The following is a 25,139-nucleotide window of genomic DNA, read 5'->3' as shown; positions in this document are numbered from 1 at the left end:
TGATGACCTCCGGCACGCGCGGCGCCAACTCAGCCTCTAACCAATGCCAGAACGTTACTATTCACAACGTGAGCACCATTAAGTTGACCAATTCCCTGAACGCACACGCCTCGGTGGACGATGACCGCAAGGATACCGACCTCAGCAATCAGGCCGAGGTCGACACGGTCGATGAGGCCCGGTCCGCCGAGGAGTCCGACCCCGCCGACGCACAGGACCGGGCCGAGGCGCCGGAGACCGGTTCCTCGGACGTGGAGCAGGAGGCCGATCAGAAGGCGGACGGCGCCAAGGACGCCGATGGCGATCAAGACACGGATGCCGACGCGGACACCGATGAGGACGCCGACGAGGACACCGGAGCCTCCTCCGGCGCTGAGCCGACGGCCGACGTGCTTGTCCTGGCCGCAGCACCGGGCAGAGATGGGGCAGAGACGCCCGAGATCCTTCTGGAGGGCCTTGAGCCTCCCTCCAGCAGCGCCCTGGAGGACCTGGACATCGACACGCTCGCCGCCCTGCTGCCCTCACTGGGCTTCTCCGGCGCCCAGGACTCCGTAGTGCGCCTGCCGGCATCGTCGGTGAGCACCACGAAGTACCACGGTCCGGCAACGATCCTCGTCGTCGGCGTCGGAACGGGCTGGGCCGACACCGACCCCCTGGCCGTCACCACCGACGACGAAGCCGCTCTGGGGCACGACCAGACGGGTCTGCTGCGCCGTGCCGCCGGACGCGCCACCAGGGAACTGGTCGGAACCGGCTCCGCGGTCCTGGCGCTGCCCGCTCTCTCGGAGGCGCAGCTCGCCGCCGTCGCTCACGGAGCCGCACTGGGCGCCTACTCCTGGAAGGCGACGGAGAACGGGAACCGCCCGGGGCGGGAGCCCTCCTCCAAACAGGCCGCCCCGTTGAAGAACATCTCCATCGTCTCACCTCTTTCGGACACGCCCGAGGGGCAGGCGGCTCTGACCGGCGCCCTAGCACTGGCCGAGGCCACCGCGCTGACCCGAGACCTCGTCAACGAACCGCCCAACCGCCTGACCCCGGAGGTCTTCGCCGACAGGGCCCGCGAGGCCGGGCAGGGGGCCGGGATCAACGTCGAGGTCTGGGACGCCCCAGCACTGATCGAGCAGGGATTCGGCGGGATCCTCGGTGTGGCGCAGGGCTCGGTGCACCCGGCGCGACTGGTCCGCCTGGAGTGGGCGCCCCCGCAGTCCGGCGAGGGCGCTGCGAACCAGACGCTCTCGGAGACCGAAGGAGACAATGACGCCCCCCGCCCCAAGCACGTCGCACTCATCGGCAAGGGAATCACCTTCGACTCCGGGGGCCTGTCCCTCAAACCGGCCGCCTCCATGCCCGAGATGAAGTCCGACATGGCGGGCGCCGCCACCGTGCTGGGCGCCGTCATCACGGCCGCTCGCCTGGCTCTGCCGATCCGCGTGACCGCCTGGCTGGCGCTCGCCGAGAATATGCCTGGCGCCGACGCCCAGCGCCCCAGCGACATCATCACGATGTTCGACGGCACGACCGTGGAGGTGACGAACACCGACGCCGAGGGCCGGTTGGTCATGGCCGACGCCCTAGCCAGGGCCGTCACGGAGGAGCCCGACGCCGTCCTAGACGTGGCCACTCTCACCGGTGCTCAGATCGTGGCACTGGGAGACCATGTAGCCGCCGTCATGGGAACACCGGACCTTCGCGAGGAGGTCGTCGCCGCGGCCCAGCGGGCGGGAGAGTCCTTCTGGCCGATGCCGCTGCCAGCGCACCTGCGTGCGACCCTGGACTCGCCCTTCGCCGATCTGCGCAATACCAAGGTCGGTTCCCGCGCCGGAGGGATGCTCTCGGCCGGGCTGTTCCTGCGCGAGTTCGTCGGACGTCGGCCATGGGCGCACCTCGACATCGCCGGGCCCGCCTACAACGACTCCTCGCCCTGGGGGCTGACGCCCACCGGAGGCACCGGGATGGGAGTCTCCACACTGGTGGAGCTGCTCCGTTCACTATCCGCCGAGGTCAGCATCCTTTCTTGAGTTCTTGAGCCTCTTGCGTGTCTGCAACGAGTCAGCGCGGTCACGGTCGCGGTCAACGGCGGGGCTCGTTGCAGACACGACCCACACATGGTGATGGGTATCACTGCGTTTTCAGGACTCTAGTCCCTAAACAGCAATCCCTCTGACTCCTGCACGCCCTCTTCAGGTGAAACAATGACCCCGTGCCGAGCCGCCCCATGAGGGCGTCGTGACCAATCAACAAGGAGTGAGTTCGTGACAGAGACCGTCTACGACATGGTCATTCTGGGCGCGGGATCAGGGGGCTACGCCGCTGCCCTGCGAGGCGCCCAGTTGGGCCTCAAGGTCGCCCTCATCGAGGCCGACAAGCTGGGGGGCACCTGCCTTCACCGCGGCTGCGTGCCCACCAAGGCCCTGCTGCATGCCGCCGAGACCGCCGACGCCGTGCGCGAGGCCGCCACGGTCGGCATCAGGGCGGCCTTCGAGGGCGTTGACATGCCGGGCGTCCAGAACTACAAGAACGGCATCGTCTCGCGGATGCACAAGGGCCTTGAGGGCCTGGTCTCCTCGCGGGGCATCGACCTGATCCAGGGCTGGGGGCGCCTGGTGGCCGCGGACGCCGTCGAGGTTGACGGCCGTCGCATCACCGGCCGCAACGTGGTCCTCGCCTCCGGCTCCTACTCCAAGACCATCGGGCAGGAGATCACCGGAGGCGTCATCACCTCTGAGGAGGCGCTGGAGATGGACCACGTCCCCGCCTCCGCAGTGATCCTGGGCGGGGGCGTCATCGGGGTGGAGTTCGCCTCGGCGTGGGCCTCCATGGGCAGCCGGGTCACCATCATCGAGGGGCTCGCTCACCTGGTCCCCAACGAGGACGAGGCGATCTCCAAGCAGCTCGAGCGCGCCTTCCGCAAGCGCAAGATCACCTTCCGCACCAACACGATGTTCGAATCGGTCGAGCGCCACGACGGCGGCGTGACCGTACGCACCCAGGACGGCCAGACCCACGAGGCCGAGGTCCTGCTCATCGCCGTGGGCCGCGGACCGGCCACGGCTAACCTGGGATACGAGGAGGTCGGGGTCGCCATGGACCGCGGCTTCGTCCTGGCCGACGAGTACGGCCGCACCAACGTCCCCGGCGTGTGGGCCGTGGGCGACATCGTCCCCGGCGTCCAACTCGCCCACCGCGGCTTCGCCCAGGGCATCGTCGTGGCGGAGAAGATCGCGGGCCTGGACCCGACCCCGGTCGACGACGTCCTGGTCCCCAAGGTCACCTTCTGCGAGCCCGAGATCGCCTCGGTGGGACTGTCCGAGGCGAAGGCCGCTGAGATCCACGGCAAGGACAACATCACCACCGCCGAGTTCAACGTGGCCGGCAACGCCAAGAGCCAGATCCTGGGGACCCAGGGCTTCGTCAAACTCGTCTCCCTCAAGGACGGCCCCATCGTGGGCTTCCACGCCATCGGCGCCCGCATGGGGGAGCAGGTCGGAGAGGGCCAGCTCATGGTGTCCTGGGAGGCCGACGCCGACGACGTCGCCTCCCTGGTCCACGCCCACCCCACCCAGAACGAGACCCTCGGCGAGGCCGCCATGGCCCTCGCCGGCAAGCCGCTGCACAACCACGGCTGATCCAGCTAGACGAGAGTAAGGAAGACAGCAATGTCAGAGTCCGTGAAGATGCCCGCTCTGGGTGAGTCCGTCACCGAGGGGACGGTCTCCTCCTGGCTCAAGGCCGTGGGCGACGCCGTCGAGGCCGACGAGCCCCTGCTGGAGGTCGCCACCGACAAGGTGGACACCGAGGTCCCCTCCCCCGCATCCGGGGTCCTGCTGGAGATCCGCGTCCCCGAGGACGAGACCGTGGAGGTCGGCACCGTCCTGGCCATCATCGGCGATCCCTCCGAAGCGGGCGCCTCACCGGCTACACCCGCCGAGGCGCCCGCTGCACCGGAGCCCGCTCCTGCCGCCGAGCCGGCACCGGCTCCGGCAGCGCCGCCGGCCGCCGCACCGTCGACCGGCTCCACAGAGGGCACCGAGGTGAAGATGCCCGCTCTGGGTGAGTCCGTCACCGAGGGGACGGTCTCCTCCTGGCTCAAGGCCGTGGGCGACGCCGTCGAGGCCGACGAGCCCCTGCTGGAGGTCGCCACCGACAAGGTGGACACCGAGGTCCCCTCCCCCGCATCCGGGGTCCTGCTGGAGATCCGCGTCCCCGAGGACGAGACCGTGGAGGTCGGCACCGTCCTGGCCATCATCGGCTCCCCGTCGGCGGCCCCGGCAGCAGCACCCGCCCCGGTGGCCACGCCGGAGGCCCCCGCTCCTGCCGCCGCGCCGGCGGCGGTCCCCGCAGCAGCACCGTCTGCTCCTACTCCCGCCATGGCCGCAGCACCCGCGCCCGCCGCACCGGTGAGCTCGGGCGCCACGGGCTCCTACGTCACGCCGATCGTTCGCAAGCTCGCCAGGGACAAGGGCGTGGACCTGTCCACCGTCACCGGCACCGGCGTGGGCGGCCGTATCCGCAAGCAGGACGTGGAGGCCGCTGCCAAGGCCGTCGAGGAGGCCCGCGCAGCAGCCGCTGCTGCCGCCCAGGCACCCGCCCCCGCGGCCGCGGCCAAGCCTGCCTCGGCCAAGCCCGAGGTGGACACGACCCTGCGCGGCAGCACGGAGAAGATGAGCCGCCTGCGCCAGGTCATCGCCGAGCGCATGATCGACTCGCTGCAGACCTCTGCTCAGCTGACCACCGTCGTCGAGGTGGATGTCACTCGCGTTGCGGCACTGCGCGCCCGCGCGAAGAACGACTTCCTGGCCAAGAACGGCACCAAGCTGACCTTCCTGCCCTTCTTCGTCCAGGCCGCCACGGAGGCCCTCAAGGCCCACCCGAAGATCAACGCATCCATCGAGGGCAAGAACGTCACCTACCACGACGTCGAGCACGTGGGCATCGCGGTGGATACACCGCGCGGCCTGCTCGTGCCCGTGGTCAAGAATGCCGGCGACCTCAACATCCCCGGGCTGGCCAAGCGCATCAACGACCTGGCCGCCCGCACCCGGGACAACAAGGTCAACCCCGATGAGCTCAGCGGCTCGACCTTCACGATCACCAACACCGGCAGCGGTGGCGCCCTGTTCGACACCCCGATCATCAACCAGCCGGAGGTCGCTATCCTGGGTCTGGGTGCCATCCAGCGCCAGCCCCGGGTCATCAAGGACGCCGATGGCGGCGAGGTCATCGCCATCCGCTCGGTGTGCTACCTGGCTCTGTCCTACGACCACCGACTGGTGGACGGTGCGGACGCGGCCCGCTACCTCATGACGGTCAAGAAGCGCCTCGAGGAGGGCGACTTCGGCGGCGAGCTGGGCCTGTGAGCCTGAGCTCGGCCCTCTAACGTCAGCGGGGCCCCGCACCATCACGGTGCGGGGCCCCGCCCGTCTTGCCGGGCATATCAGGTCCCCTGCTCGGGCTCGCGGCGACCGCCCCGGTCCGTTCCCGGTCTTGGCCCTCGGCTCACGAATCCTCCGCCGCAGCCCGCGCGATACCGGTGAGCGTGTTCTCCACCCCCAGACGAGTCCCCCGCCAGAAGATCGGGTAGAGCAGCGCCCCCAGCGGACCCCACGTGCGATGCGCCAGAACCAGGCGGACACGAGTGCCGCCCGGAGCCTCGATCAGGTGCAGGTCCTTCACGAAGGCCACCTCACCATCGCGACGCCCTGAGACGACGGTGCACGACCAGGTAACCCTTATGTCCACGGACGTCTCCAGCCGCCACCTCAGGAAGCCGGTTCGACGGCGCCCCTCCACCCTCTGCACGGCGCCGTCGGAAAGAACCTCGGTCAGTTGTTGTCGGGGCAGAGCCCACCACGTGAGCCGGTCCGGGTCACTGAGTAGGGCGGTCAGACGAGCCACCGGCGTTGAGATGAAGCGTTCCTGGCTCAACTCCCGGTCCAAACCGTACCTACGGTACTCATCAGTCATCCGGTAGCGTCCCAGGGCCGATTCCCTGTCGACCGCTATCTCACTGAGCTCAGTGCGCAGGTAGTCGATATCGACACCGCAGTGGGCAAGAAGTCTGACAGCCGGGGACTGGAGCGAGGCTGCGGATGAGGAGATGAGGGCTTGCAGGGCCTGAGCGCTGGTGTTGAACGAAGCCCCCTTGTTGTTGATGAACTCGGCGGCGGCGTCCGAGAGGGGAATCTCCCCTCCCTCCTTCGTAGTCAGCTCTTCGGCTGCGATCGGCGAAGGTCTGAGGGCGTCGGAAAGGCTGATGCCCACGCGCGCAAGATCTGTATCAGCCATCTCGTCGATGGCGGCACGCGCTCGCGTGAGGGTCACGCCCTGGGTGGCCAAGACGGCCGCAGCCGTCCCGCCCTGGGCCAGGAGGCCGAGGAGCATGTGCTCCGGCTCGATCTCTCGATGATGCAGGCGCGCGGCTTCCGCGTGCATGGCGCTGAGCCAAGTCAGGTAGTGGTCAACGGCGGGCATCGTCATCTCCTCCTGGTTGGAGCCAGACCGGGCTGAACCCGCTTGGCGTACTTCTTGTGGACCGCCTGACGAGAGACCCCAAGACAGGAGGCGATCTCGCTCCATCCCATGCCCGAGCGCAGAGCAGCCTCGACCTGCGCAAGCTCAAGAGTGTCCGTCAGTCGCCGCAGAGCCGCCACGGCTCGTAGCCCGTCCTCGGGGCGAGTGATGTCAGCAGCCTCAGTGGCTGCGGTAAGCGCGTCCATATAAGCAACATAAGTTGACAGGACCATTTTGTCAACTTATGTTGCTAGCCACTTCGGGCGAAGACAATCGGTCAGGACAGCAGGAACGGCATTCCGCTTCTACTGCGCACCCTCCGCTATGCCGATTCCCCGCTTTCATGGAGGCCTCCAGCAACAGGAACCTCACTCAGACCAACAACCCCACGGGCGAACTCGAGGCGCTCCTGGACCGAGCCGAACGCGCCCACCAGTGGGCCGTCGAGCAGCAGCGAGGCCAGGCCGTGCACGCCGGACCAGAAGAGCACCTCGATCTCGAGAGACGTTTCCTCGCCGGCCACATGTCTCGCCAAGCGGGCCAGCTCATCGCGTGCGCGCTCACTGGCCTGCACCACTTCCGGGAAGCGCTCCGGATCGCACACATCGGGCCGGAACATCACTCGGAAGACCCCGGGATGACGCAGGGCGAACTCGACATAGGCATTTCCCGAGGCCGTCAGGACCGCCCGGCGATCCGCACCTTCGAGTCTCTCGCGAGCCGAGGCGAGCCGGTCCGCGAGCTCATCGAAGCCCTCGCGCACCAGTGCCGCCAGGATGGCCTCCCGGTTGGCGAAGTAGTGATAGGGGGCCTGGTGCGTGCACCCGGCGCGACGCGCCACCTCCCGCATGCTCAGTGCGCTGGGCCCCGACTCGTCCAGGAGCTTCCGACTGGTTCGCAGCAGCTCGGCGCGCAGATCCCGGCTACCGCTGCGCTCGGACGAGGCTCCTGATTCAGAGGTCATGGCAAGAGTGTAGAACCGCCTAACTAGACACTGTCCAGTCGACTGCTATGCTGACTTGACACTGTCTAGCCAGATGAAGGGGTAACCATGTCCTATGACGTCATCGTGATCGGCTCAGGTATCGGCGGGCTGACGACTGCTGGTCTGCTGGCACGCGCCGCTGGCAAGCGGGTTCTCGTCCTGGAGCGGCACACGGAACCGGGAGGACTCACCCATACCTTCCGGCGCGACGGGGCCTCCTGGGACGTGGGAGTGCACTACATCGGACAGGTCGGCCCCGGAAGCCGGGCTCGCGCCTACTTCGACTATCTCTCCGGAGGCGAGCTGGAGTGGAACCGTATGCCGGACGCCTACGACAGGTTCGTCTACCCGGACCTCGACCTGAGCGTCAGCAGCGATCCGGATCGCTACGAGCGCGAGCTGGTCGCCGCCTTCCCCCAGGAGGCCAGAGCCATCCACCGCTACTTCAAGGCTGTCCGGCGCACGACTGCGTGGACCACGATGGGCTTCGTTCAGGGGATGGTTCCCCGCCCGATGGCATCACTGCTCAGACTCGTCCAGCGCATGGGAGGACGAACGGCCACCGGTACGACGAAGGCGTACCTCGACTCCCACTTCCGCTCCCCCGAGCTCAAGGCCATCCTGGCCAGTCAGTGGGGTGACTATGGGCTGCCGCCGTCCCGTTCAGCCTTCGCCGTGCACGCGATGGTCGTCTCCCACTATCTCGAGGGCGGATGGTTCCCCCAGGGTGGCAGCGCCCGGATCGCACGCACCTTCGAGAAGGGGATCGAACAGGCCGGAGGAGCCGTCCGCGTCGCTCAGGAGGTCACGGAGATACTCCTTGACGACGGCGAGGCCTCCGGGGTCCGGGTGATGGACCACCGCGGCCCTCTGTCACGAGAACGCGTTTACCGCGCGCCAGTCATCGTCTCCGCCGTCGGCGCCTCCAACACCTTCAACCGCCTCCTTCCCACATCCGGTGACATCGGTCGTCTCACCGGGCCGGCGCGCCGCACCCTGACTAATCTGGGCACCGGCACGTCTGCCGTGACCGTCTTCCTGCGCCTGCGCGACGACCCTCGCAGTATTGGCCTCGACGGCGGCAACATTTGGGTCAACCAGGACCTCGACCACGAGCGCGCCCAGGAGCACTCCGTCTGCCTGTTGGAGGGCCGTCCCCATGACATCTTCGTCTCCTTCCCCTCAGTAAAGTCCGGTGAGTCCCCGCACACCGCCGAGATCATCTCCTTCTGCGACGCCGACTCATTCCGGCAATGGGCCGACCTGCCGAAGGGGGACCGCGGTCCCGACTACTCCGCTCTCAAGGAGCGCGTCGCCCGCGGCATGCTCGATCTGGCGGAGAGTGCAGCACCGGGTCTGAGCGATCTGGTGGACTACCTGGAGGTCTCCACCCCCCTCACCTACGCGCACTACACCGCCCACCCTGCCGGCGCCTTCTACGGACCGCCCGCCACTCCACTGCGATACAGGTCCGACCCGTTGGGCCCGCGCACAGCGATCCCGAGACTGTTCCTGTCCGGGCAGGACGCCGGGAGCACAGGAATCATGGGCGCCATGATGGGCGGACTCGCGGCGGCCTGCCAGGTGCTCGGACCACGCGGCTACTCCACCATCACCTCCGCTTTGCGGGAAGCCCCCGCATCCCCGGATCCACAAGGTACCCGCGCACTACCGGAGGGCAAGTACCACGCCGTCCTGGTCTCCAAGCGCCGTCTTACCCTGAGTGTCTGGGACGTGACGCTCCATGTGGACGGACAGATCGAGCATTGGGCGCCGGGGCAGTTCGCCCGCCTGCACGTGGGCGATAACGCGTGGCGCGACTACTCGATCGCGGGGCTCGATGACCATCGGCTCCGTCTGCTCATCTCGACTCGGACCGGCGGACGAGGATCGCAGTTCATCGAGAATGCCGACGAGGGCGCCACAACGGTGGTCGAGCTACCCCTGGGAGGGTTCGGACTCGCAGACTCCGATAGGCACCGACTGTTCATCGCCACCGGTACCGGGATCGCCCCCATGCTGGCCATGTTCGCCCAGGCTCCTGGACTCGAGCACGACACGCTGCTCTTCGGCTGCCGCAACCGGGAAGAGGATCTGACAACGGTGATCGACTCCCCCATGCCCGGGCGGGTACTGCGCTGCCTGAGCCGTGAGGAGGCGCCCCGGGCGTTCCACGGACGGGTCACCGACGCGCTTCCCGGACTTGCCGGCAGCTCCGGGCTCGATCCTCGCAGCACGGAGGTCTACCTCTGCGGCTCAGCCGCTATGGTCGCCGATACCCGAGGACTCCTCGAACGCGCCGGCTACGACTCCATCCACACCGAGCCGTACTGAGCGCTCCGCGAAGGAGGCGCGCCGGCCCGGCTTCATCCCGGTTTCGAGGCGCGCAGGAGTTCATTCCACGGCACGGACGTCGGCGACGCGCCATGGCCCTGGGACGAGGATGAGGACGACTTGGCGGGACGCCAGGGCGGGAACCGTTCGAGTTCCGGATGCGCCCGAACGCGTCGAGGCGCTCTGGGACAGCGTGACCCGAACCGCTCGAGCGCCGGGCCAGAGTGCGGCCGCGTCCCCGGGCAGCTCCGTGTCGATCATCTGGCTGACGGAGGTCTGCAGGCCTCCGACGCTCTCGCCCGAGTCGATCAGATCGGTCAGAATCCGCGTGTCGGTCTCTGCCGCGGGAGAGCCCGGTACCGTCGTGGCCGCCAGGGCGTCGGCGTCCGCGGCCATGAGTGCGCGGTCTCGGGCCGCGGACAGCGCGACGACGATGCTCACCACGTCGGCTCCGTCGTCCTCGGCCGTCTGCGAAGCCGAGGACGACGGAGGCCCGCTCGCAGACGCGGTGGACGACGGCCCCGTTGAGGAGCCGGCAGTCGATTCGACCGGCGCGCTCAACCCAGCGCTTGTCGTCGAGGCCGGAGCGGAGCCCAGGGCCCAAGCGGGCCTGAAGGACGCCAGCCCTCGCGCCGGTCCCCAAGCCGCCAGGCAGACGGCGACGAGCAGTGCCGCCGCGAGCCCCCAGGCCCGGACGCGACCGGGCTCCGGGCGTCGCCCTCTCCCCCAGCGTATGGCCGCAGGACCTCGCCCGATGCGGCTCATGCCGCCCCGGCCCTGCGCTTCGCGCCTGTCGGAGTCGTCCCGGGAACCGGCCCTCAACCTCGGCCCGAGTCCCTTCCCCGTCCTGAGCCTGGAACCGACTGTGCGTGTCGGCGTACGGGCGGCCGCCCGCAGGCAACCGGCGGCGAGGCGGGCGCCATCGGGCAGCTCGATGGGCGATGCCGGGCCCAGTTCCGGTGCGCGGGCGGCCAAGTCGCGGGCCTTGGGACGGTCGGCCGGGTCCTCGGCGAGGGCGTCGGTCAGGAAACCGGCCAGCCTCCTCGTCCCGGTCCCGCCCTGTCCTGCGCACTCGGTCAGGAGACGCGCAAGGGCGTAGACGTCAGAGGCCGCCGACGCCGGCCCGCCCGCGAGCCGTTCGGGGGCGGCGCAGTCCTGCGTTCCCATCTCCATCGCGGAACCCAGCATGTCGATGAGGACCGGACGCCCATCGGTGGTCACCAGGACGTTGCCCGCGGAGACGTCCCCGTGGGCGGCTCCGTGCTCGTGGAGGTAGGCCAGCGCCGATCCCAGGACGTCCAGGAGAGTGGCCAGATGGGAGATGTTGAGTCTTCCCCTCGCGCCCAGCACCACGTCAAGCCCGGCCCCCTCGACAAGTTCCATGATGACGCCCGCCCGCTGCTCGGGCAGGGGCACCACCTCCCGCACTGTGACCAGGCCGGGGTGGCGCAGCACGCGCAGATCGGCCAACCGTCGTAGGACTGCCGCTCCGCCGCGCCCGCGAGGCAGATCGACGACCCGGATGACGACATGACGGCCCTGCGCATCCAGCCCACGACGAGGCGCGCTGACAGCGGTAGAGCGCCCCATCACCTCGCCGACGGTGTATCCCTGTCGGGACAGTGCGCCGAGCGCCGAGTCCGGGATGCCCGGCTCGGCATCGGAGACCGGGATTCCGGAGGCGCGGGGCCCACGCGCGCCCCGACGCCGAAGTACAGCGCGGAGTACCGACCGGCCGTTGCAGGCACCGTCGGCATCACCGTCGGCCGGTTGGCCGCCGGGGCGGGGGCGCATCGTTGGGCTCATGCATTCCATGGTCGCCATGCCGCCGTCAGATGACCAGACCGTGCAGTCGGCCTGTGGATAACTCGGATCCGGGTGCCGGTTGTGGTCACGTAGGCTGTCCCCGTGCTGCGTCAGGACGTGGGACTCGGATCCCGACTCATCCCCTTCCATGAGGGCCTGCAGCTGCAGAGGACGGTCCACGCCGAGGTCGTGGCGGGTAGGCGACCCAGCACGCTGCTGCTCATGGAGCATGAACCGGTCTACACGGTCGGCAGGCGCACCCACACGTGGGAACGGCCAGACGGCGACGTCGTCGGACCCGGACGCGTCCCGGTGGTCGATGTGGACCGCGGAGGGAAGACCACCTGGCATGGGCCCGGTCAGCTGACCGTCTACCCGATTCTGCGCCTGGCCCCGCCGCTCGACGTCATCCGTTACGTGCGCGCGTTGGAGGCCGCCGTCATCGAGCTGTGCGCCCTCTACGGCTTGGAGACGATCCGAGTCGAGGGGCGCTCCGGGGTCTGGGTGCCCGCTGACCCGGCAGATCCCGCCAACGCGACAGTCCCCGACCGGTGCCGTCGCACCGAACGCAAGATCTGCGCCCTGGGAGTCAGGGTCGCCCGGGGCGCAACCATGCACGGGATCGGCCTCAACGTCGACCCGGACCTGGAGGCCTTCTCCCTGGAGAGGATCATCCCCTGCGGGATCGACGACGCCGGGGTGACCTCCTTGAGTGCCGAGACCGGCCACCATCTGGCCACCAAAGCTCCTGCGGACGCACTGGTGGCCGCCTTGGAGGCGCATCTGGCGCCGTTGGTGGCAGATGCCACGTGACAACGGACGCTCGCTCCTAGGCCTGAGGTCCTATGAATTCGCGGAAGCGTACTAGACTCCCCGTGGAATCGTCGTCGGCGAGGAGAGGTTGAAGTGAGCACCACCGTTGCCCCCGAGGGGCGCAAGCTCCTGCGGGTCGAGGCGCGCAATGCCCGCACGCCCATCGAGTCCAAGCCCGACTGGCTGCGTACTCGCGCCGTCGTCTCCGACACCTACCAGGAGGTCCGCGGCCTGGTGCGGGAGAAGAGCCTGCACACGGTGTGCGCCGAGGCCAACTGCCCCAACATCTACGAGTGCTGGAACGACCGTGAGGCCACCTTCCTGGTGGGCGGCGAGATGTGCACACGTCGCTGCGACTTCTGCGACATCGCCACTGGTCGCCCCACCGAGTACGACGTCGATGAGCCCAGGCGCGTGGCGGTGTCCATCAAGGAGATGGACCTGCGCTACGCAACCGTCACCGGCGTGGCTCGAGATGACCGCCCCGACGGCGGGGCCTGGCTCTACGCGGAGACCGCCCGCCAGGTGCACGAGCTCTCCCCGGGCACCGGGGTCGAACTGCTCATCCCCGACTTCCGGGGCGACCCCGACGCGCTGAAGGACGTGTTCTCCTCGCGCCCCGAGGTGCTTGGCCACAACCTGGAGACCGTCCCCCGCATCTTCAAGCGCATCCGACCGGCCTTCTCCTACGAGGGCAGCCTCGAGGTCATCACCGCCGCCTCGGAGGCGGGACTGGTCACAAAATCCAACCTCATCCTGGGCATGGGCGAGACCCGCGACGAGATCGAGGCGGCCATGGCGGCGCTGGTGGAGGCCCGCTGCGACATCCTGACCATCACGCAGTACCTGCGCCCCTCCAAGCTGCACCACCCGGTTGATCGCTGGGTCAAGCCCCAGGAGTTCGTGGAGCTGAGCCGGTTGGCCGAGGAGATCGGTTTCGCGGCCGTCATGAGCGGCCCGATGGTGCGCTCCTCCTACCGGGCCGGGATGCTGTGGGGGCGGGCCATGGTCAAGCGCGGTTGGCAGATCCCCGAGCGTCTGGCTCAGCTCGCCGAGCCTGCCACGGCTCGTCAGGAGGCGTCGACTCTGTTGGGAACCCATCCCCACCTCGCGGCCGCCTGCTGAATGCGGACCTTCTCGCCTTCAGGAGCCCGGTTCTTCGGTGCGTGCGCGCACTGCCACGCCGACGGCGGGACTGTGTGTGCCAGCGCACCAACGTCGTCTATTGTGTGCCCGTGAGTAGTGCTCAGTCCCCCCAGCCGAAGAAGAAGCGACGGCTGGCCCAGTACCTTCAGAACATCAAGGACTCCTACACGATCTCGCGGCGCAGCTACCCGTGGATCGGGTGGGCGATGCTGGCCGCGTCCGCCGCATGCCTCGCCCTGGGCGTGGCCATATCCTTCGCCAGCGGAATGTCGCTGTGGTACTGGCTGTTCTTGAGCATCCTCATGGCGCTCATGGTCAGCATGATCATCCTGTCCCTGACGGTGCGCCGCGCCTCCTACGCCCAGATCGAGGGGATGCCGGGAGCGACCAAGGCCGTTCTCGACCAAATCGGCCGCGGTTGGTACGTCGAGCCCGAGCCCGTGGCCTTCACCAAGAACCAGGACCTCGTGTGGAGAATGGTGGGACGCCCCGGGGTCGTGCTCATCGCCGAGGGGCCGAGCACCCGTACCCGCCGCATGCTGGCGGAGGAGGAGCGCAAGGTCCACCGGCTACTGTCGACGGTTCCCATCCATACGCTTCAGGTGGGCACTGACGCGGGGCAGGTGCGCTTGACCGACCTGTCCAAGACGCTGCGCCGGCTGCCGACCAAGCCCACGTCACTGACCGACGCCGAGATCACCCAGGTCTCCAAGCGACTGACCTCGATGGCCGGCAGGAACTTGCCGATCCCCAACTACGTCGACCCCAACCGGATGCGCCCGGATCGTCGCGCGATGCGCGGCCGCTGAATACTCCGCGCCCGCGTCGCGCCCCCCTCGAACCGCTGCAGGGCGAGCAGCCGCCCTGAGGTCCGCGCAAGAAACGACCGAAACACCCAGGCAACACCGACGCCATTCCTCCGTCACGGGCGGGTCAATATAGTTGCCGATGTCAGCCGCAGTGCATACGCGCTGAGTATGTGCGCAGTTCCCACTTGGAGGAGATATGTTCGAGGACGCATCCGAGGCACTGACGTTCATCGAGAAGGAGAATGTCGCGCTGGTCGATGTGCGATTCTGCGACCTACCCGGCGTCATGCAGCACTTCACCATTCCCGTGACCGCCTTCAAGGACGAGGCCCTCACCGACGGCCTCATGTTCGACGGCTCCTCGATCCGTGGCTTCACCGCGATCCACGAATCGGACATGAAGCTGGTCCCGGACGTAACCACGGCTTTCCTAGACCCGTTCCGCGAGGAGAAGACGCTGGTCGTCAACTTCTCGATCGTGGATCCCTTCACCGATGAGGTCTACTCGCGCGACCCCCGCTCGATCGCGGCCAAGGCCGAGGACTACCTGCGCTCCACTGGAATCGCCGACACCTGCTACATCGGGGCGGAGGCCGAGTTCTACCTCTTCGACTCGGTGCGCCACGAATCCTCACCGGCCAGGTCCTTCTACGCCATCGACTCCGCCGAAGCCGCCTGGAACACTGGCCGCGAGGAGGAGGGCGGCAACAAGGGCTACAAGACCGCTTTCAAGGGCGGCTACTTCCCCGTATCCCCGAACGATCAGATGGCTGACATCCGCGACCGCATGGTGCGCACCTGCCTGGCTTCCGGCCTGGAGATCGAGCGGGCCCACCACGAGGTCGGCACGGCCGGGCAGCAGGAGATCAACTACCGCTTCAACTCGTTGCTGGCCGCCGGCGACGACATGATGAAGTTCAAGTACATCATCAAGAACGAGGCCTGGCGCAACAACAAGACAGCCACCTTCATGCCCAAGCCGATCTTCGGCGACAACGGATCGGGCATGCACACCCACCACTCGCTGTGGAAGGACGGCAAGCCGCTGTTCTTCGACGAGCGCGGCTACGGCCAGCTCTCCGACCTGGCTCGCTGGTACATCGGCGGCATCCTCGCTCACGCCCCGGCGCTACTGGCCTTTACCAACCCGTCGGTGAACTCCTTCCACCGATTGGTTCCCGGCTTCGAGGCACCGGTCAACCTGGTCTACTCGGCCCGTAACCGCTCGGCCTGCATCCGCATCCCGGTCACTGGCTCCTCCCCCAAGGCCAAGCGCGTGGAGTACCGGGTACCGGACCCCTCGTCCAACCCCTACCTGTGCTTCGCCGCCGTGCTCATGGCGGGCATCGACGGCATCCGCCACCGTATCGAGCCGCGTGAGCCCATCGACAAGGACCTCTACGAGCTCGCACCCGAGGAGTACTTCGACATCGACAAGCTCCCCGACAGTCTGGACCAGGCCCTGGAGGCCCTGGAGGAGGACCACGACTTCCTCACCGAGGGCGACGTCTTCACTTCTGACCTCATTGAGACCTGGATCGAGTACAAGCGCTCCAACGAGATCGAACCGCTGCGGCTGCGCCCCCACCCCTACGAGTTCCAGCTCTACTACGACCTGTGAGTCGTTGATGCAGCTCAGACGTCGGTCCCGAGCCTCCTTCGCACGAGGCTCGGGGCCGACGTCGTGCTATACGCCACCTTCAGTAGCTGCATATCTATACTGCGTTACGGATATTCTTTCTCCGTCTTGATCCACTCCGAAGAGGACAACCCACGATGAGGTTCCGCCAACACACCGCTCTCGGGCTGGCAACCGCCGCTTGTCTGATCTTGAGCGGATGCACCAACGCCGCTGATTGGAACGCGAACCGGAGCTCGCAGATCCACTCCTACGACACCTCCTCGATCCAGGCTCAGCCCGATATCATCGCCAAGCTCCCTCAAGGGGCGCTCGAGGACGGAGTCCTGGACGTGGCGGCTTCCACGGACTACGCACCGGCTGAGTTTCTCGATCCCTCGGGCAAGGCCGTGGGCTACGACGTCGACCTCACCAACGCGATCGCCGCCGTCCTGGGCGTCAAGGGAAAGGTCCACACCGCCGAGTTCGACTCGATCATCGCCTCGATCGGATCGAAGTACGACGCAGGCATCTCCTCCTTCACCGTGACGCCAGAGCGAACCGCCGAGGTGGACATGACCGCCTACGTCAATGTGGGCTCACGCTTCAACGTCCAGGCCGGTAACCCCAAGGGCGTCGATACCTCGGACCACCTCAAGCTGTGCGGACGCACCATCGGGGTCCAGGTCGGAACCGACCAGGAGACCGCCATGCGCAAGGCCGCCGACAACTGCGCCGAAGCCGGCAAGGACGTCCTGTCAGTGCGCTCCTACTCCAAGCAGTCCGAGGCCACCACAGGCTTGGTCGGCGGCACCATCGACGCCACCTACTCCGACTCCACGGTGGCCGGGTACGCCGTCGAGCTGACCGACGGTCAGATCGTCACCCTGGGCGAGGTAGAGGACGCTGCACCCCAGGGCGTGGTGACCTCTAAGGCAGACCCGCAGTTCACCGCCGCGATCCAGGCCGCCGTCCAGTACCTCATGGACCAGGGCATCTGGCAGAAGATTCTGGACAACTGGGGCGTGAAGGACGCTGCCCTGACCACCGCAGAACTCAATCCCGCAGTGAAGGAGTGAGCCGTGACTGCCTCACCCGCCTCTGACGACGACAAGGTCGTTCTCAACAACCCCAAGCCGGTCCCCCGCCCGGGAACCTGGATCAGTGCCGCGATCGTCACAGTCCTGGGCGCCATGCTCATCCACGGGCTGGTCACCAACGAGAAGTTCCACTGGTCCACGGTCTGGTTCTTCCTGCGCGAGGTCCATGTGGTCAAGGCCGTCGGTTGGACGCTGCTGCTGACTTTCATGGCCATGGCCATTGGCATCGTCCTGGCGGTGACGACGGCGATCCAGCGCCAGTCCTCCAACCCGGTGCTGCGTTGGGTGGCACTGGCCTACCTGTGGTTCTTCCGCGGGACGCCGATCTACACCCAGCTGGTGTTCTGGGGGGCGCTGTCCGCGCTCTACCAGAAGCTGAGTCTGGGAATCCCCTTCGGCCCCGAACTGCTGACGTTCAAGACGACGACGGTTTTCACTCCCTTCGTCGCAGCAATGCTGGGACTGGGCATCAACGAGGGGGCCTACCTCTCCGAGATTGTCCGCTCGGGCCTGAACTCGGTGGACAAGGGGCAGAGTGAGGCCGCCGGGGCGCTGGGCATGAGCAAGGGCCAGATCCTCAGGCGGATCGTCCTGCCTCAGGCGATGCGGGTCATCGTGCCGCCCACCGGCAACGAGACCATCTCCATGCTCAAGACAACCTCCCTGGTACTGGCCGTTCCCTTCACCCTGGACCTGACCTTCGTCACCAACTCCTACGCCTCGCTGACCTATCAGATCATTCCGCTGCTCATCGTCGCGGCCATCTGGTACATCATCATCACCTCGATCCTCATGGTGGGACAGCACTACATCGAGCGCTACTACGGCAGGGGCTTCGACTCGAACAAGGCCTCCGCCTCCTCCGGCCGTGGGCTGTCAGCCCGTCAGCAGGCGATCCTCAACGCCCACACCACCAAGGACGATCCCTTCCTGGAGGTCACCCCATGAGCACATCCACTTCCGCCGCAGCTGAGACGCCGAAGGTCGAGATCAGCGACCTGCACAAGTTCTTCGGCGAGCTGCACGTGCTGCGCGGTATCGACCTCATCGTGCCTCCGGGATCGGTCACGGTTCTCATCGGCCCCTCTGGCTCGGGAAAGTCGACGCTCCTGCGCTGCATCAACGAGCTGGAGTCCATCGACGCCGGTCGGATCAGGGTCGACGGCGAGCTCATCGGGATGCGCGAGGTCGAGCGCGGCGGGCGCACCGAACTGCACGCCCTGTCGGACAAGGCCCGCGCCGCGCAGCGCGCCAAGATCGGCATGGTCTTCCAGCGTTTCAATCTCTTCCCCCACATGACGGCTCTAGAGAACGTCATGGAGGCGCCGGTTCAGGTGAAGAAGATGCCCAAGGACAGGGCGCGAAAGCGCGGCATCGAGCTGCTGGAACGGGTGGGGCTCGGCGATCGCTTAGAGCACTACCCCTCTCAGCTCTCGGGAGGTCAGCAGCAGCGGGTGGCGATCGCCCGGGCGCTGGCGATGGATCCCGAGCTCATGCTCTTCGATGAGCCGACCTCCGCCCTGGATCCCGAGTTGGTCGGTGAGGTACTTCAGGTCATGAAGGACCTGGCAACCTCCGGGATGACGATGGTGGTAGTCACCCACGAGATGGGCTTCGCCCGGGAGGTCGGCGATCAGCTGATCTTCATGGACGGCGGAGTCATCTGCGAGTCGGGCGACCCCGTGGATGTCCTGGACAACCCCCGGGTCGAACGCACCCGCGCCTTTCTCTCCTCGGTCCTGTAAGGACGGACAACGACATGAATCGCCACGTGAGCCTCGGCTATCCCACAGACAGCCGAGGCTCACGCGTATTCCGGCGCCGTAGCCATCAAGCAGTGCACCGAGACGTCTCTGTCCTCAACGAATCGGAGAGCGAAGTTGATCCAATTGATCATTTTATTCTATCCTCATCACCTCATGCGCAGATCACGACCTGCCACAAGGAGTGATAACGTTGCCCGCCCAGCAGAACCATTTTCTTGACAGCACTAGAGCGCAGCAACTACAAGAGGACGCATGCCGCCTGAAGGATGCAGGCCATTTCAGTCAAGCCGATGAGAACCTGCAAGAAGCAATCACGATCCTGTTCTCAGCCAACCAGTTCGCCGAGGCTTCCACTATCATTCGCGACCAGTTGTCGGCCCCATGGATTTCAACTGCACAACGTTCGCACTGGCATCGTTACATGGGAACCGTGCTCCATTTCATGGGCGACGACGAAACCGCTGTCCAACACTACCATCAGGCGTTGTCTCTCGCTCGGGACGCAGGTGACAAGGTAAGCATGATGAACGCCTATCAGGCGCTCGGTTGTGTCAATCAGAAACAAGACAAAGAAGATACCAAGACCTCATTCGAGTACTCGTTGGCCATTGCTAGGGAACTCGACGACCAAGCAATGATAGCCACCAACTGCTACCAGCTGGGACTTCTTTTCCAGGAGCATGGAGATTACAGCACCGCCAAGAAATTCTACGTCGACTCCCTTTCGGCCAGCAAGACGATCGATGACCAGAAAAGAGTTGGCACCACCTACCATCAGCTCGGCATCATCTACCATGCTCAGGGGGACTATCGCACTGCGCAAAGGCTGTACGACCAGTCCCTGGTCATCAGCAATCGACTCGATGACGCCTCAGGTATCGCGGCAGCGCTTGGGCAACTTGGCTCCATCGCACAAGAGCAGGGGGACTACACCAGAGCACGCAAGCTCTATGGGGCATCCCTGGACATCAGCAAGAAGCTCGGAAATCAGGCGCACACGGCCGCACTGAATCAGAATCTAGGGAATCTCGCCTTCCTTCAAGGAGACTACGAGTCCGCTCGATCGCTGTACGAAGAATCTCTCGCAATCAAGGAGAAAATCGGAGACCGCAGCGATCTCGCCTCGACCTACCACCAGCTGGGCACTCTCGCCTACGATTCTGGGGACTACACCACGGCACGATGCCACTATGAGCGAGCACTCGCCATCAGTCAGAGCACTGGAGACCCGACGAACACTGCCAGCGCCGTCCATGAGCTGGCCATGCTCGCTCAGGATCAGGGCAACTACGAGGAGGCACAAGCCCGTTACGAGCAGGCCCTGTCCATCTTCGAGGAGCTTGGAGACCAGACCGGCATGGCCACGAGCAGCCTTCAGCTCGGTATTGTCGCCAAGGACGCAGGGGATGATCAGCTGGCACGATCCCGTTATGAACAGGCCCTGGCTATCTATGAAGGACTGACGGACCACATCGGGACAGCCCTCGCCTACCATCATCTAGCAGTTCTCGCTCAGCTGCGCGGAGAGACTCCCCAGGCAATCTCGGCGCTCCTGGACAAAGCGCTGGACCATGCTGCGCTGGTATCGACGGCGACGAAGGCGGGCCAGGTCATGAGCTCTGTGGCAGATCGATCCGCGGAGATCGGATGCATTCCCCTCCTGGCCCGAAGCCATGCATGGCTGCTCGGAAGAACAGGTAGTGGCGAACAGATGCGCAGGGCGATCGATACCTCCCTCCCCATGCTTCAACGGCTCCGAACCGATGGCTACACGAACGAGGTTGAGGCCGCCATCAGCTCGGTGATGTCCCTTCTGTCGCCCGCTGAGGCCGAGCGATTTGAAGATCTGTTGTCACAATGACATGGCGGCAGCACTGGAGGGCTCGCCCCAGGCGCCGTCATCCCAGGACGTCAGACTCCATCCCGCCTCCGGGTCTCCGTCGACAACCGTGATCCCCGTATTGTGCATGGGGCGGTCGGCGATCCACAGCGGATCCACGCCGCTTCCCGGCGCCGCCTTGAGCGAGGTCCAAAGACGCAGTACGGTGCCGTGGGAGACGAGCAGGGCCGCCGAGGCTCCCGCCCGGGCGGTCTGCTCGGCGATCCGGCCGACGGCGTCGTCGAAGCGCTGGAGCGTGTCGGTGCCGTCCTCCGGGGAGCCGGGGATACGGCACGCGGGGCGCCCGGCCATCCAGGCTCGGGTGGTGTCCACGTAGCAGGCCACCGAGCGGGCGTCGGTGTTCATCTCCAGCTCCGCGGCCAGAACTTCACGCAGTCCCGAGTCGATGGTGGCACTCAGGCCGGTGGCCGCCTCGATGGGGGCGATGGTTTGGCGGGCACGCAGGATCGGGGAGACCCACAAGGACCCCAGCGCCTCGATCAAACCGGCCTCCTCCAGCCGGGCGGGAAGACCGTCCGCCTCTCGTCGGCCGACATCGTCCAGAGGATTTCCGGGGAAGTCGGTGTCGAGTGCCTGCATGACATTGGCGACGGTGCGACCGTGGCGTACGAGAATGAGCCTCACGGCGCCAAGTCTGCCAGGTCGACGGCGCCCGAGCCTGCGGCGACGGTGCGATCCTCATCGCCAGGCATCAGACGGTCCGGTCTTCCTCCGTCTCGATCAGCTCCAGGGATAGGGACCCTCCGGACGTCGTCTGGTTGCGCGATTACGGCCGGTTCCCCGAGATCGCATGGTGCCTGTCGTGCCTGCGTCTCGGCGGGGCCGTTTGCGAGTCTTCCCGACCGGGGCCGCTGAGCGGCCCGGCACCGAGCTCGGGGCCTGATCGCGAGCCGCCGATGCGCTGGTCGATGGTGATGACGCGGAGGAGGGCGACTCCTGGACGCCACCGCCGTCGGCGAAGACGATGCGCTCGGCGACGGTCCGGGTATGGCGGGCACTGCGACGGTAGATGTCCTCAAGCTCGCGCTCCCTGCCGCTGCCCAGGCCGATGAGGCGACCCACCAAACGGATCTCACGGATCTGCACAGGGAGGACCTGGGAGCGGGGTCCGGAGGCGCGCCCGGTTCCCAGCACGATCGCGCAGCGCAGGCGGCTGGCCAGGATCCAGGCCGCGACCAGCACTCCCCCGTCGTCGGCGCTCAGCAGCCCGCCTTGAACCGCGGCCTGCAGCGCCGCAATGGTCGACGTAGTCCGCAGCCCGGTGATCTGCCCGGCATGGGCGAGCTGGAGCACCTGGGCGCTCCATTCCACGTCGCTGAGCCCTCCGGGTCCGAGCTTGAGATGACGTACCGGGTTGATGCCCCTCGGCAGGCGCTCGGTCTCCACTCGGGCCTTGATCCTTCGGATCTCCCGCAAATCCTGGGTGCTCAGTCCTCCCTCGGCCCAGCGCAACGGGTTGATGAGCTCTTCGAAGCGCCCGCCTAGCTCGCGGTCTCCGGCGCAGGCCCGGGCGCGCAGTAGCGCCTGCCTCTCCCACAGAGCCGCCCAGCGCCCGTAGTACTCACCGTAGGCGGCCAGTGAACGACTCATCACGCCCTGTCGGCCTTCGGGCCGCAGATCGGAGTCCACCTCGAGGGGGTGGGGGCGCGCAGAGGCGAGAAGCCCCACGACCTGCTTGGCGACGGCCTCCGCCTCCTGAGCGGCCGCCGCATCGTCCGCCCCGTCGCGGGCCTCGTGAACGAACAGGACGTCGGCGTCGGAGGCGTATCCGATCTCACGGCCTCCGAGGCGTCCCATGGCGACGACGGCGTGGCGGGCGAGAGCGGCCTCCCAGCATCCGTCGGCCCCGAAACCGCCGGCAACGGCCTCGACACCGTCCCGCTGGGCGATGACCAGGCCGGTGGCGACCGTCAGCGCCCCGCCGAGGACCGCGTCGGTGGCGTCGGTGAGGATGGAGGCGGTGCGCTCGGGATCGATGCCGTCGAGGCAATCGGCCAGTGAGGCTCGTACCTCCTCGCGGGCTCGCACCCTCACAATCGCCTGGACCGCCTCAAGCGCCTGTTCAGCGAGCGCAGTGTCGTCCGGCCCGCTGAGGCTGCGTCGGCGCAGGACGGCGGCGACTTCCTCCGCCAGGGCGCCGGGGCGGCGGGGCTCGAGCTCGGCGTCGTCGTCGAGCCAGGCAATGGACTCGGGGAACTCTGCGAGGCGCTCGGTGGCCCAGTGGGCGCCTGAGAGCACCTGGCACAGTCTGCGCGCGGCCACCGGCGAGTCCCGCAGCATGGCCAGATACCAGTGCGATCCCCCGATGGCCTCCGACAGGCGACGGAAGGACAGCAGGCCGAAGTCGGGGTCGGCGCCTTCGCCGATCCAGCCGATGATGACCGGCAGGAGCTGACGCTGGATGGCCGCCCTGCGGCTGACGCCCTCGGTGAGAGCCTGGATATGTCGCAGCGCCCCGTCGGGGTCCGTGTAGCCGACGGCGGCGAGCCGCTCGCGCGCCGCCCGGGGGCTCAGAGCCATCTCGTCAGCGCTCAGGGCGGCTGCGAAGCTCAGCAGGGGGCGATAGTAGATCTCCTGGTGAAGGGAGCGTACGCGTCGGCGCAGGTCCTTGAAGTCCTCCCACAGGCTGTCGCCCCGGCCCAGGCAGTTGCTGACGCCGCGCTCGATGCGGCGCAGGTTCTCCTCCTTGCTCGGCAGGTTGTGGGTGCGGCGCAGGCGGAAGAGCTGGCTGCGGTGCTCCAGGAGCCGTAGGGCCTTGTAGCAGCTGCTCAGGGCCGCAGCGTCGGCTCGGCTGACGTAGCCGCCCGCGCTGAGCGCGTCGAGTGCCTCCAGGGTGCCGCGCACGCGCAGGCTCTCATCGGAGCGGCCGTGGACGAGTTGAAGGAGCTGGACGGTGAACTCCACGTCCCGCAGGCCGCCGGGTCCCAGCTTGATGCGTCGGTCCGCACCGCCGCGCGGCACGGACTCCTTCTCGACCCGGCGACGCATGGCGCGGGCGTCCTCGACGAAGTTCTCCCGCCGGCTGGCCTCCCACACGAAGGGCGCCACTCCCTGCTCGTAACGGGTGCCGAGCTCCCTGTCCCCAGCGCAGGCCCTCGCTTTAAGCAGGGCCTGGAACTCCCAGGAGGCGGCCCATCGCCGGTAGTAGGTCAGGTGGGAGTCGAGGGTGCGCACAAGTGCGCCGTCCTTGCCCTCTGGGCGCAGCGCCGTGTCCAGGGGCCACAGGGGAGGCTCGGGCGCGGTAGCGGAGACGACGTGGGCGAGCTCGGTGGCCAGGCGGGTGCCGACGTCGACGAGGTGCTCCTCGCCGGGCGGTTCTTCCGTCTTGCGAGACTCCTGGGCCGGGCCGACGACGTAGACGACGTCGACGTCGGAGATGTAGTTGAGCTCGCGCGCCCCGGTCTTGCCCATGGCGATCACGGCCAGGGCCACGTCGTCTGCTTGCGGGCCGACGGCGGCGCGGGCGATGAGCAGGGCCGCGTCCAAGGCAGCGTCGGCGAGCTCCGCCATGCGTCGGCAGACGGTGGGAACCTGTTCGATCGGGTCCGGGCTGGTCAGGTCGTCGGCGACGATCGCCATGAGCCGGTCCCGGTAGGCGCGTCGCAGTGCCGCGGTCGCGCAATCCACGCCAGTCCCCCGGCCCGCCGGGTCCGCGCTACCGCTGCCGCCCTCGGGTGCCGTCGCCCCATCCAGGGAGTCCTGGACCGCGCGCCGCAGCGCCTCACGCGCGCTCGGCTCGCCGGGAGCGGCCCAGGCCCTGGTCGGGGCGAGCGCGGTCACCCGGTCGGGGTGTGCCACCAGGACGTCGCCCAGGGCCTGGGAGGCGCCGAGGACGGCGAGGAGACGACGCCGGAACTCGTGCAGTTCAGCAGAGTCATCACCCCCCGCGCTCGGGACGGTGTCCTTGTCGGCTGCGGTGAGCAGCCCGTGCAGGAGGGCGGCCGGCGTCCGCGTGCACCCGGGCTCGGCACCCAGCTCGCAGGCTCTGAGGCGGGTCTCCGCGGCGGCCGAGGCCTCGGCGAGACGGACGAGGTTGAGAAGAGCCAGATCGGGGTCCGCGGTGAGCGCCAGGGCCTCGATGAGATCCTCGCGACCCGGTCCGAACTCCATGTCTCCGGGGCGGCCCCCCGGACGCCGGACGGAGTCCGCTGAAGGGCGAATGCGCCCCCTGCCGGGGCGGTCGGCGTCGGCTGTCGGAAGGAGGGCGACCAACGCGGGGTCGTCCAGGAGCGCCCCGGCACGGGTGGCGTTCTGGAAGCCGGCCCGCAGGAGCAGTGTCCTGGGCGAGGAGCTGTGCCGTGAGGGCGCGCCCACCGGTGGCCGCTGCCCGGTCTGGTCTCTCACGGCTGCCT

The 25,139-nt window shown here is 67.5% G+C and carries 18 protein-coding genes; 12 read left to right on the top strand and 6 right to left on the bottom strand.

Annotation, left to right across the window (positions count from 1 at the left end; genetic code table 11):
* Window positions 1–2 precede the first annotated feature (2 nt).
* From FK256_RS08885 to sucB, 3 genes are all read left to right on the top strand, one after another.
* Window positions 3–2,018 (top strand): leucyl aminopeptidase, encoded by a 2,016-nt coding sequence (locus FK256_RS08885; protein ID WP_211343560.1) that lies wholly within the window; start codon window positions 3–5, stop codon window positions 2,016–2,018.
* A 234-nt stretch (window positions 2,019–2,252) separates the two neighbouring features.
* A complete protein-coding gene (gene lpdA, locus FK256_RS08880; RefSeq protein ID WP_141424507.1) occupies window positions 2,253–3,626 on the top strand; it encodes a dihydrolipoyl dehydrogenase in 1,374 nt (457 codons plus the stop codon).
* Window positions 3,627–3,656: 30 nt separating this feature from the next.
* Window positions 3,657–5,357 carry a 2-oxoglutarate dehydrogenase, E2 component, dihydrolipoamide succinyltransferase gene (gene sucB, locus FK256_RS08875; protein WP_141424506.1) on the top strand — a complete coding sequence of 567 codons (1,701 nt, stop codon included), beginning with the start codon at window positions 3,657–3,659 and terminating at the stop codon, window positions 5,355–5,357.
* A gap of 139 nt (window positions 5,358–5,496) precedes the next feature.
* Here sucB and FK256_RS08870 read toward each other — a convergent pair whose 3' ends face one another.
* The 3 genes from FK256_RS08870 to FK256_RS08860 form a co-directional block, all read right to left on the bottom strand.
* The gene (locus FK256_RS08870) at window positions 5,497–6,471 is read right to left on the bottom strand and encodes a Clp protease N-terminal domain-containing protein (RefSeq protein WP_141424505.1); all 975 of its coding nucleotides are present in this window, start codon (window positions 6,469–6,471) and stop codon (window positions 5,497–5,499) included.
* Window positions 6,472–6,473: 2 nt separating this feature from the next.
* Window positions 6,474–6,716, bottom strand: coding sequence for a hypothetical protein (locus FK256_RS08865; RefSeq protein ID WP_034473720.1), 243 nt, complete (start codon window positions 6,714–6,716; stop codon window positions 6,474–6,476).
* Window positions 6,717–6,832: 116 nt separating this feature from the next.
* The gene (locus tag FK256_RS08860) at window positions 6,833–7,474 is read right to left on the bottom strand and encodes a TetR/AcrR family transcriptional regulator (protein WP_141424504.1); all 642 of its coding nucleotides are present in this window, start codon (window positions 7,472–7,474) and stop codon (window positions 6,833–6,835) included.
* An 87-nt stretch (window positions 7,475–7,561) separates the two neighbouring features.
* On the opposite strand from FK256_RS08860, the gene FK256_RS08855 reads away from it, so the two are divergent.
* Window positions 7,562–9,829 carry an FAD-dependent oxidoreductase gene (locus tag FK256_RS08855; RefSeq protein WP_141424503.1) on the top strand — a complete coding sequence of 756 codons (2,268 nt, stop codon included), beginning with the start codon at window positions 7,562–7,564 and terminating at the stop codon, window positions 9,827–9,829.
* 60 nt (window positions 9,830–9,889) lie between these two features.
* On the opposite strand, the gene FK256_RS08850 is transcribed toward FK256_RS08855, so the two are convergent.
* Window positions 9,890–11,635, bottom strand: a complete 1,746-nt coding sequence (locus FK256_RS08850; RefSeq protein WP_244936308.1) for a serine/threonine-protein kinase — start codon at window positions 11,633–11,635, stop codon at window positions 9,890–9,892.
* Window positions 11,636–11,737: 102 nt separating this feature from the next.
* Here FK256_RS08850 and lipB point away from each other — a divergent pair, with 102 nt between their 5' ends.
* From lipB to FK256_RS08810, 8 genes are all read left to right on the top strand, one after another.
* Complete coding sequence (gene lipB / locus FK256_RS08845) at window positions 11,738–12,448, top strand: lipoyl(octanoyl) transferase LipB (RefSeq protein WP_141424502.1); 711 nt, start codon at window positions 11,738–11,740, stop codon at window positions 12,446–12,448.
* Between the two features lie 93 nt (window positions 12,449–12,541).
* Window positions 12,542–13,573: a lipoyl synthase gene (locus FK256_RS08840; protein ID WP_141424501.1), complete on the top strand. Its 1,032-nt coding sequence runs from the start codon at window positions 12,542–12,544 to the stop codon at window positions 13,571–13,573.
* Between the two features lie 74 nt (window positions 13,574–13,647).
* Complete coding sequence (locus tag FK256_RS08835) at window positions 13,648–14,403, top strand: DUF4191 domain-containing protein (protein ID WP_141424500.1); 756 nt, start codon at window positions 13,648–13,650, stop codon at window positions 14,401–14,403.
* Between the two features lie 196 nt (window positions 14,404–14,599).
* Complete coding sequence (gene glnA, locus FK256_RS08830; RefSeq protein WP_141424499.1) at window positions 14,600–16,024, top strand: type I glutamate--ammonia ligase; 1,425 nt, start codon at window positions 14,600–14,602, stop codon at window positions 16,022–16,024.
* Window positions 16,025–16,179: 155 nt separating this feature from the next.
* Window positions 16,180–17,100 (top strand): ABC transporter substrate-binding protein, encoded by a 921-nt coding sequence (locus FK256_RS08825; protein ID WP_009233098.1) that lies wholly within the window; start codon window positions 16,180–16,182, stop codon window positions 17,098–17,100.
* Between the two features lie 3 nt (window positions 17,101–17,103).
* A complete protein-coding gene (locus FK256_RS08820) occupies window positions 17,104–18,069 on the top strand; it encodes an amino acid ABC transporter permease (RefSeq protein ID WP_021605726.1) in 966 nt (321 codons plus the stop codon).
* Window positions 18,066–18,866, top strand: a complete 801-nt coding sequence (locus FK256_RS08815; RefSeq protein ID WP_009233100.1) for an amino acid ABC transporter ATP-binding protein — start codon at window positions 18,066–18,068, stop codon at window positions 18,864–18,866. The genes FK256_RS08820 and FK256_RS08815 overlap by 4 nt, the downstream gene beginning before the upstream one ends.
* A gap of 211 nt (window positions 18,867–19,077) precedes the next feature.
* A complete protein-coding gene (locus FK256_RS08810; protein ID WP_141424498.1) occupies window positions 19,078–20,748 on the top strand; it encodes a tetratricopeptide repeat protein in 1,671 nt (556 codons plus the stop codon).
* Here FK256_RS08810 and FK256_RS08805 read toward each other — a convergent pair.
* Both FK256_RS08805 and FK256_RS08800 read right to left on the bottom strand, forming a co-directional pair.
* On the bottom strand, window positions 20,740–21,411 hold the full coding sequence (locus FK256_RS08805) for a histidine phosphatase family protein (protein ID WP_039893294.1): 672 nt from the start codon (window positions 21,409–21,411) through the stop codon (window positions 20,740–20,742). The genes FK256_RS08810 and FK256_RS08805 overlap by 9 nt on opposite strands.
* Window positions 21,412–21,507: 96 nt before the next feature.
* Window positions 21,508–25,131: a bifunctional [glutamine synthetase] adenylyltransferase/[glutamine synthetase]-adenylyl-L-tyrosine phosphorylase gene (locus tag FK256_RS08800; protein WP_141424497.1), complete on the bottom strand. Its 3,624-nt coding sequence runs from the start codon at window positions 25,129–25,131 to the stop codon at window positions 21,508–21,510.
* Between the last annotated feature and the right edge of the window lie 8 nt (window positions 25,132–25,139).

Origin of the sequence: Actinomyces johnsonii (assembly GCF_006546835.1) — a bacterium.
Classification (GTDB): domain Bacteria; phylum Actinomycetota; class Actinomycetes; order Actinomycetales; family Actinomycetaceae; genus Actinomyces; species Actinomyces johnsonii.
This window is presented reverse-complemented; position numbering and strand designations above follow the sequence as displayed.

Bases quoted from the DNA above. Each gene is read 5' to 3' on its own strand.
- FK256_RS08850 (WP_244936308.1), bottom strand. From the start codon at position 11,635: ATGAGCCCAACGATGCGCCCCCGCCCCGGCGGCCAACCGGCCGACGGT.
- FK256_RS08815 (WP_009233100.1), top strand. From the start codon at position 18,066: ATGAGCACATCCACTTCCGCCGCAGCTGAGACGCCGAAGGTCGAGATC.
- glnA (WP_141424499.1), top strand. From the start codon at position 14,600: ATGTTCGAGGACGCATCCGAGGCACTGACGTTCATCGAGAAGGAGAAT.
- FK256_RS08855 (WP_141424503.1), top strand. From the start codon at position 7,562: ATGTCCTATGACGTCATCGTGATCGGCTCAGGTATCGGCGGGCTGACG.
- FK256_RS08885 (WP_211343560.1), top strand. From the start codon at position 3: ATGACCTCCGGCACGCGCGGCGCCAACTCAGCCTCTAACCAATGCCAG.
- FK256_RS08860 (WP_141424504.1), bottom strand. From the start codon at position 7,474: ATGACCTCTGAATCAGGAGCCTCGTCCGAGCGCAGCGGTAGCCGGGAT.
- FK256_RS08825 (WP_009233098.1), top strand. From the start codon at position 16,180: ATGAGGTTCCGCCAACACACCGCTCTCGGGCTGGCAACCGCCGCTTGT.
- FK256_RS08865 (WP_034473720.1), bottom strand. From the start codon at position 6,716: ATGGACGCGCTTACCGCAGCCACTGAGGCTGCTGACATCACTCGCCCC.
- sucB (WP_141424506.1), top strand. From the start codon at position 3,657: ATGTCAGAGTCCGTGAAGATGCCCGCTCTGGGTGAGTCCGTCACCGAG.
- FK256_RS08870 (WP_141424505.1), bottom strand. From the start codon at position 6,471: ATGCCCGCCGTTGACCACTACCTGACTTGGCTCAGCGCCATGCACGCG.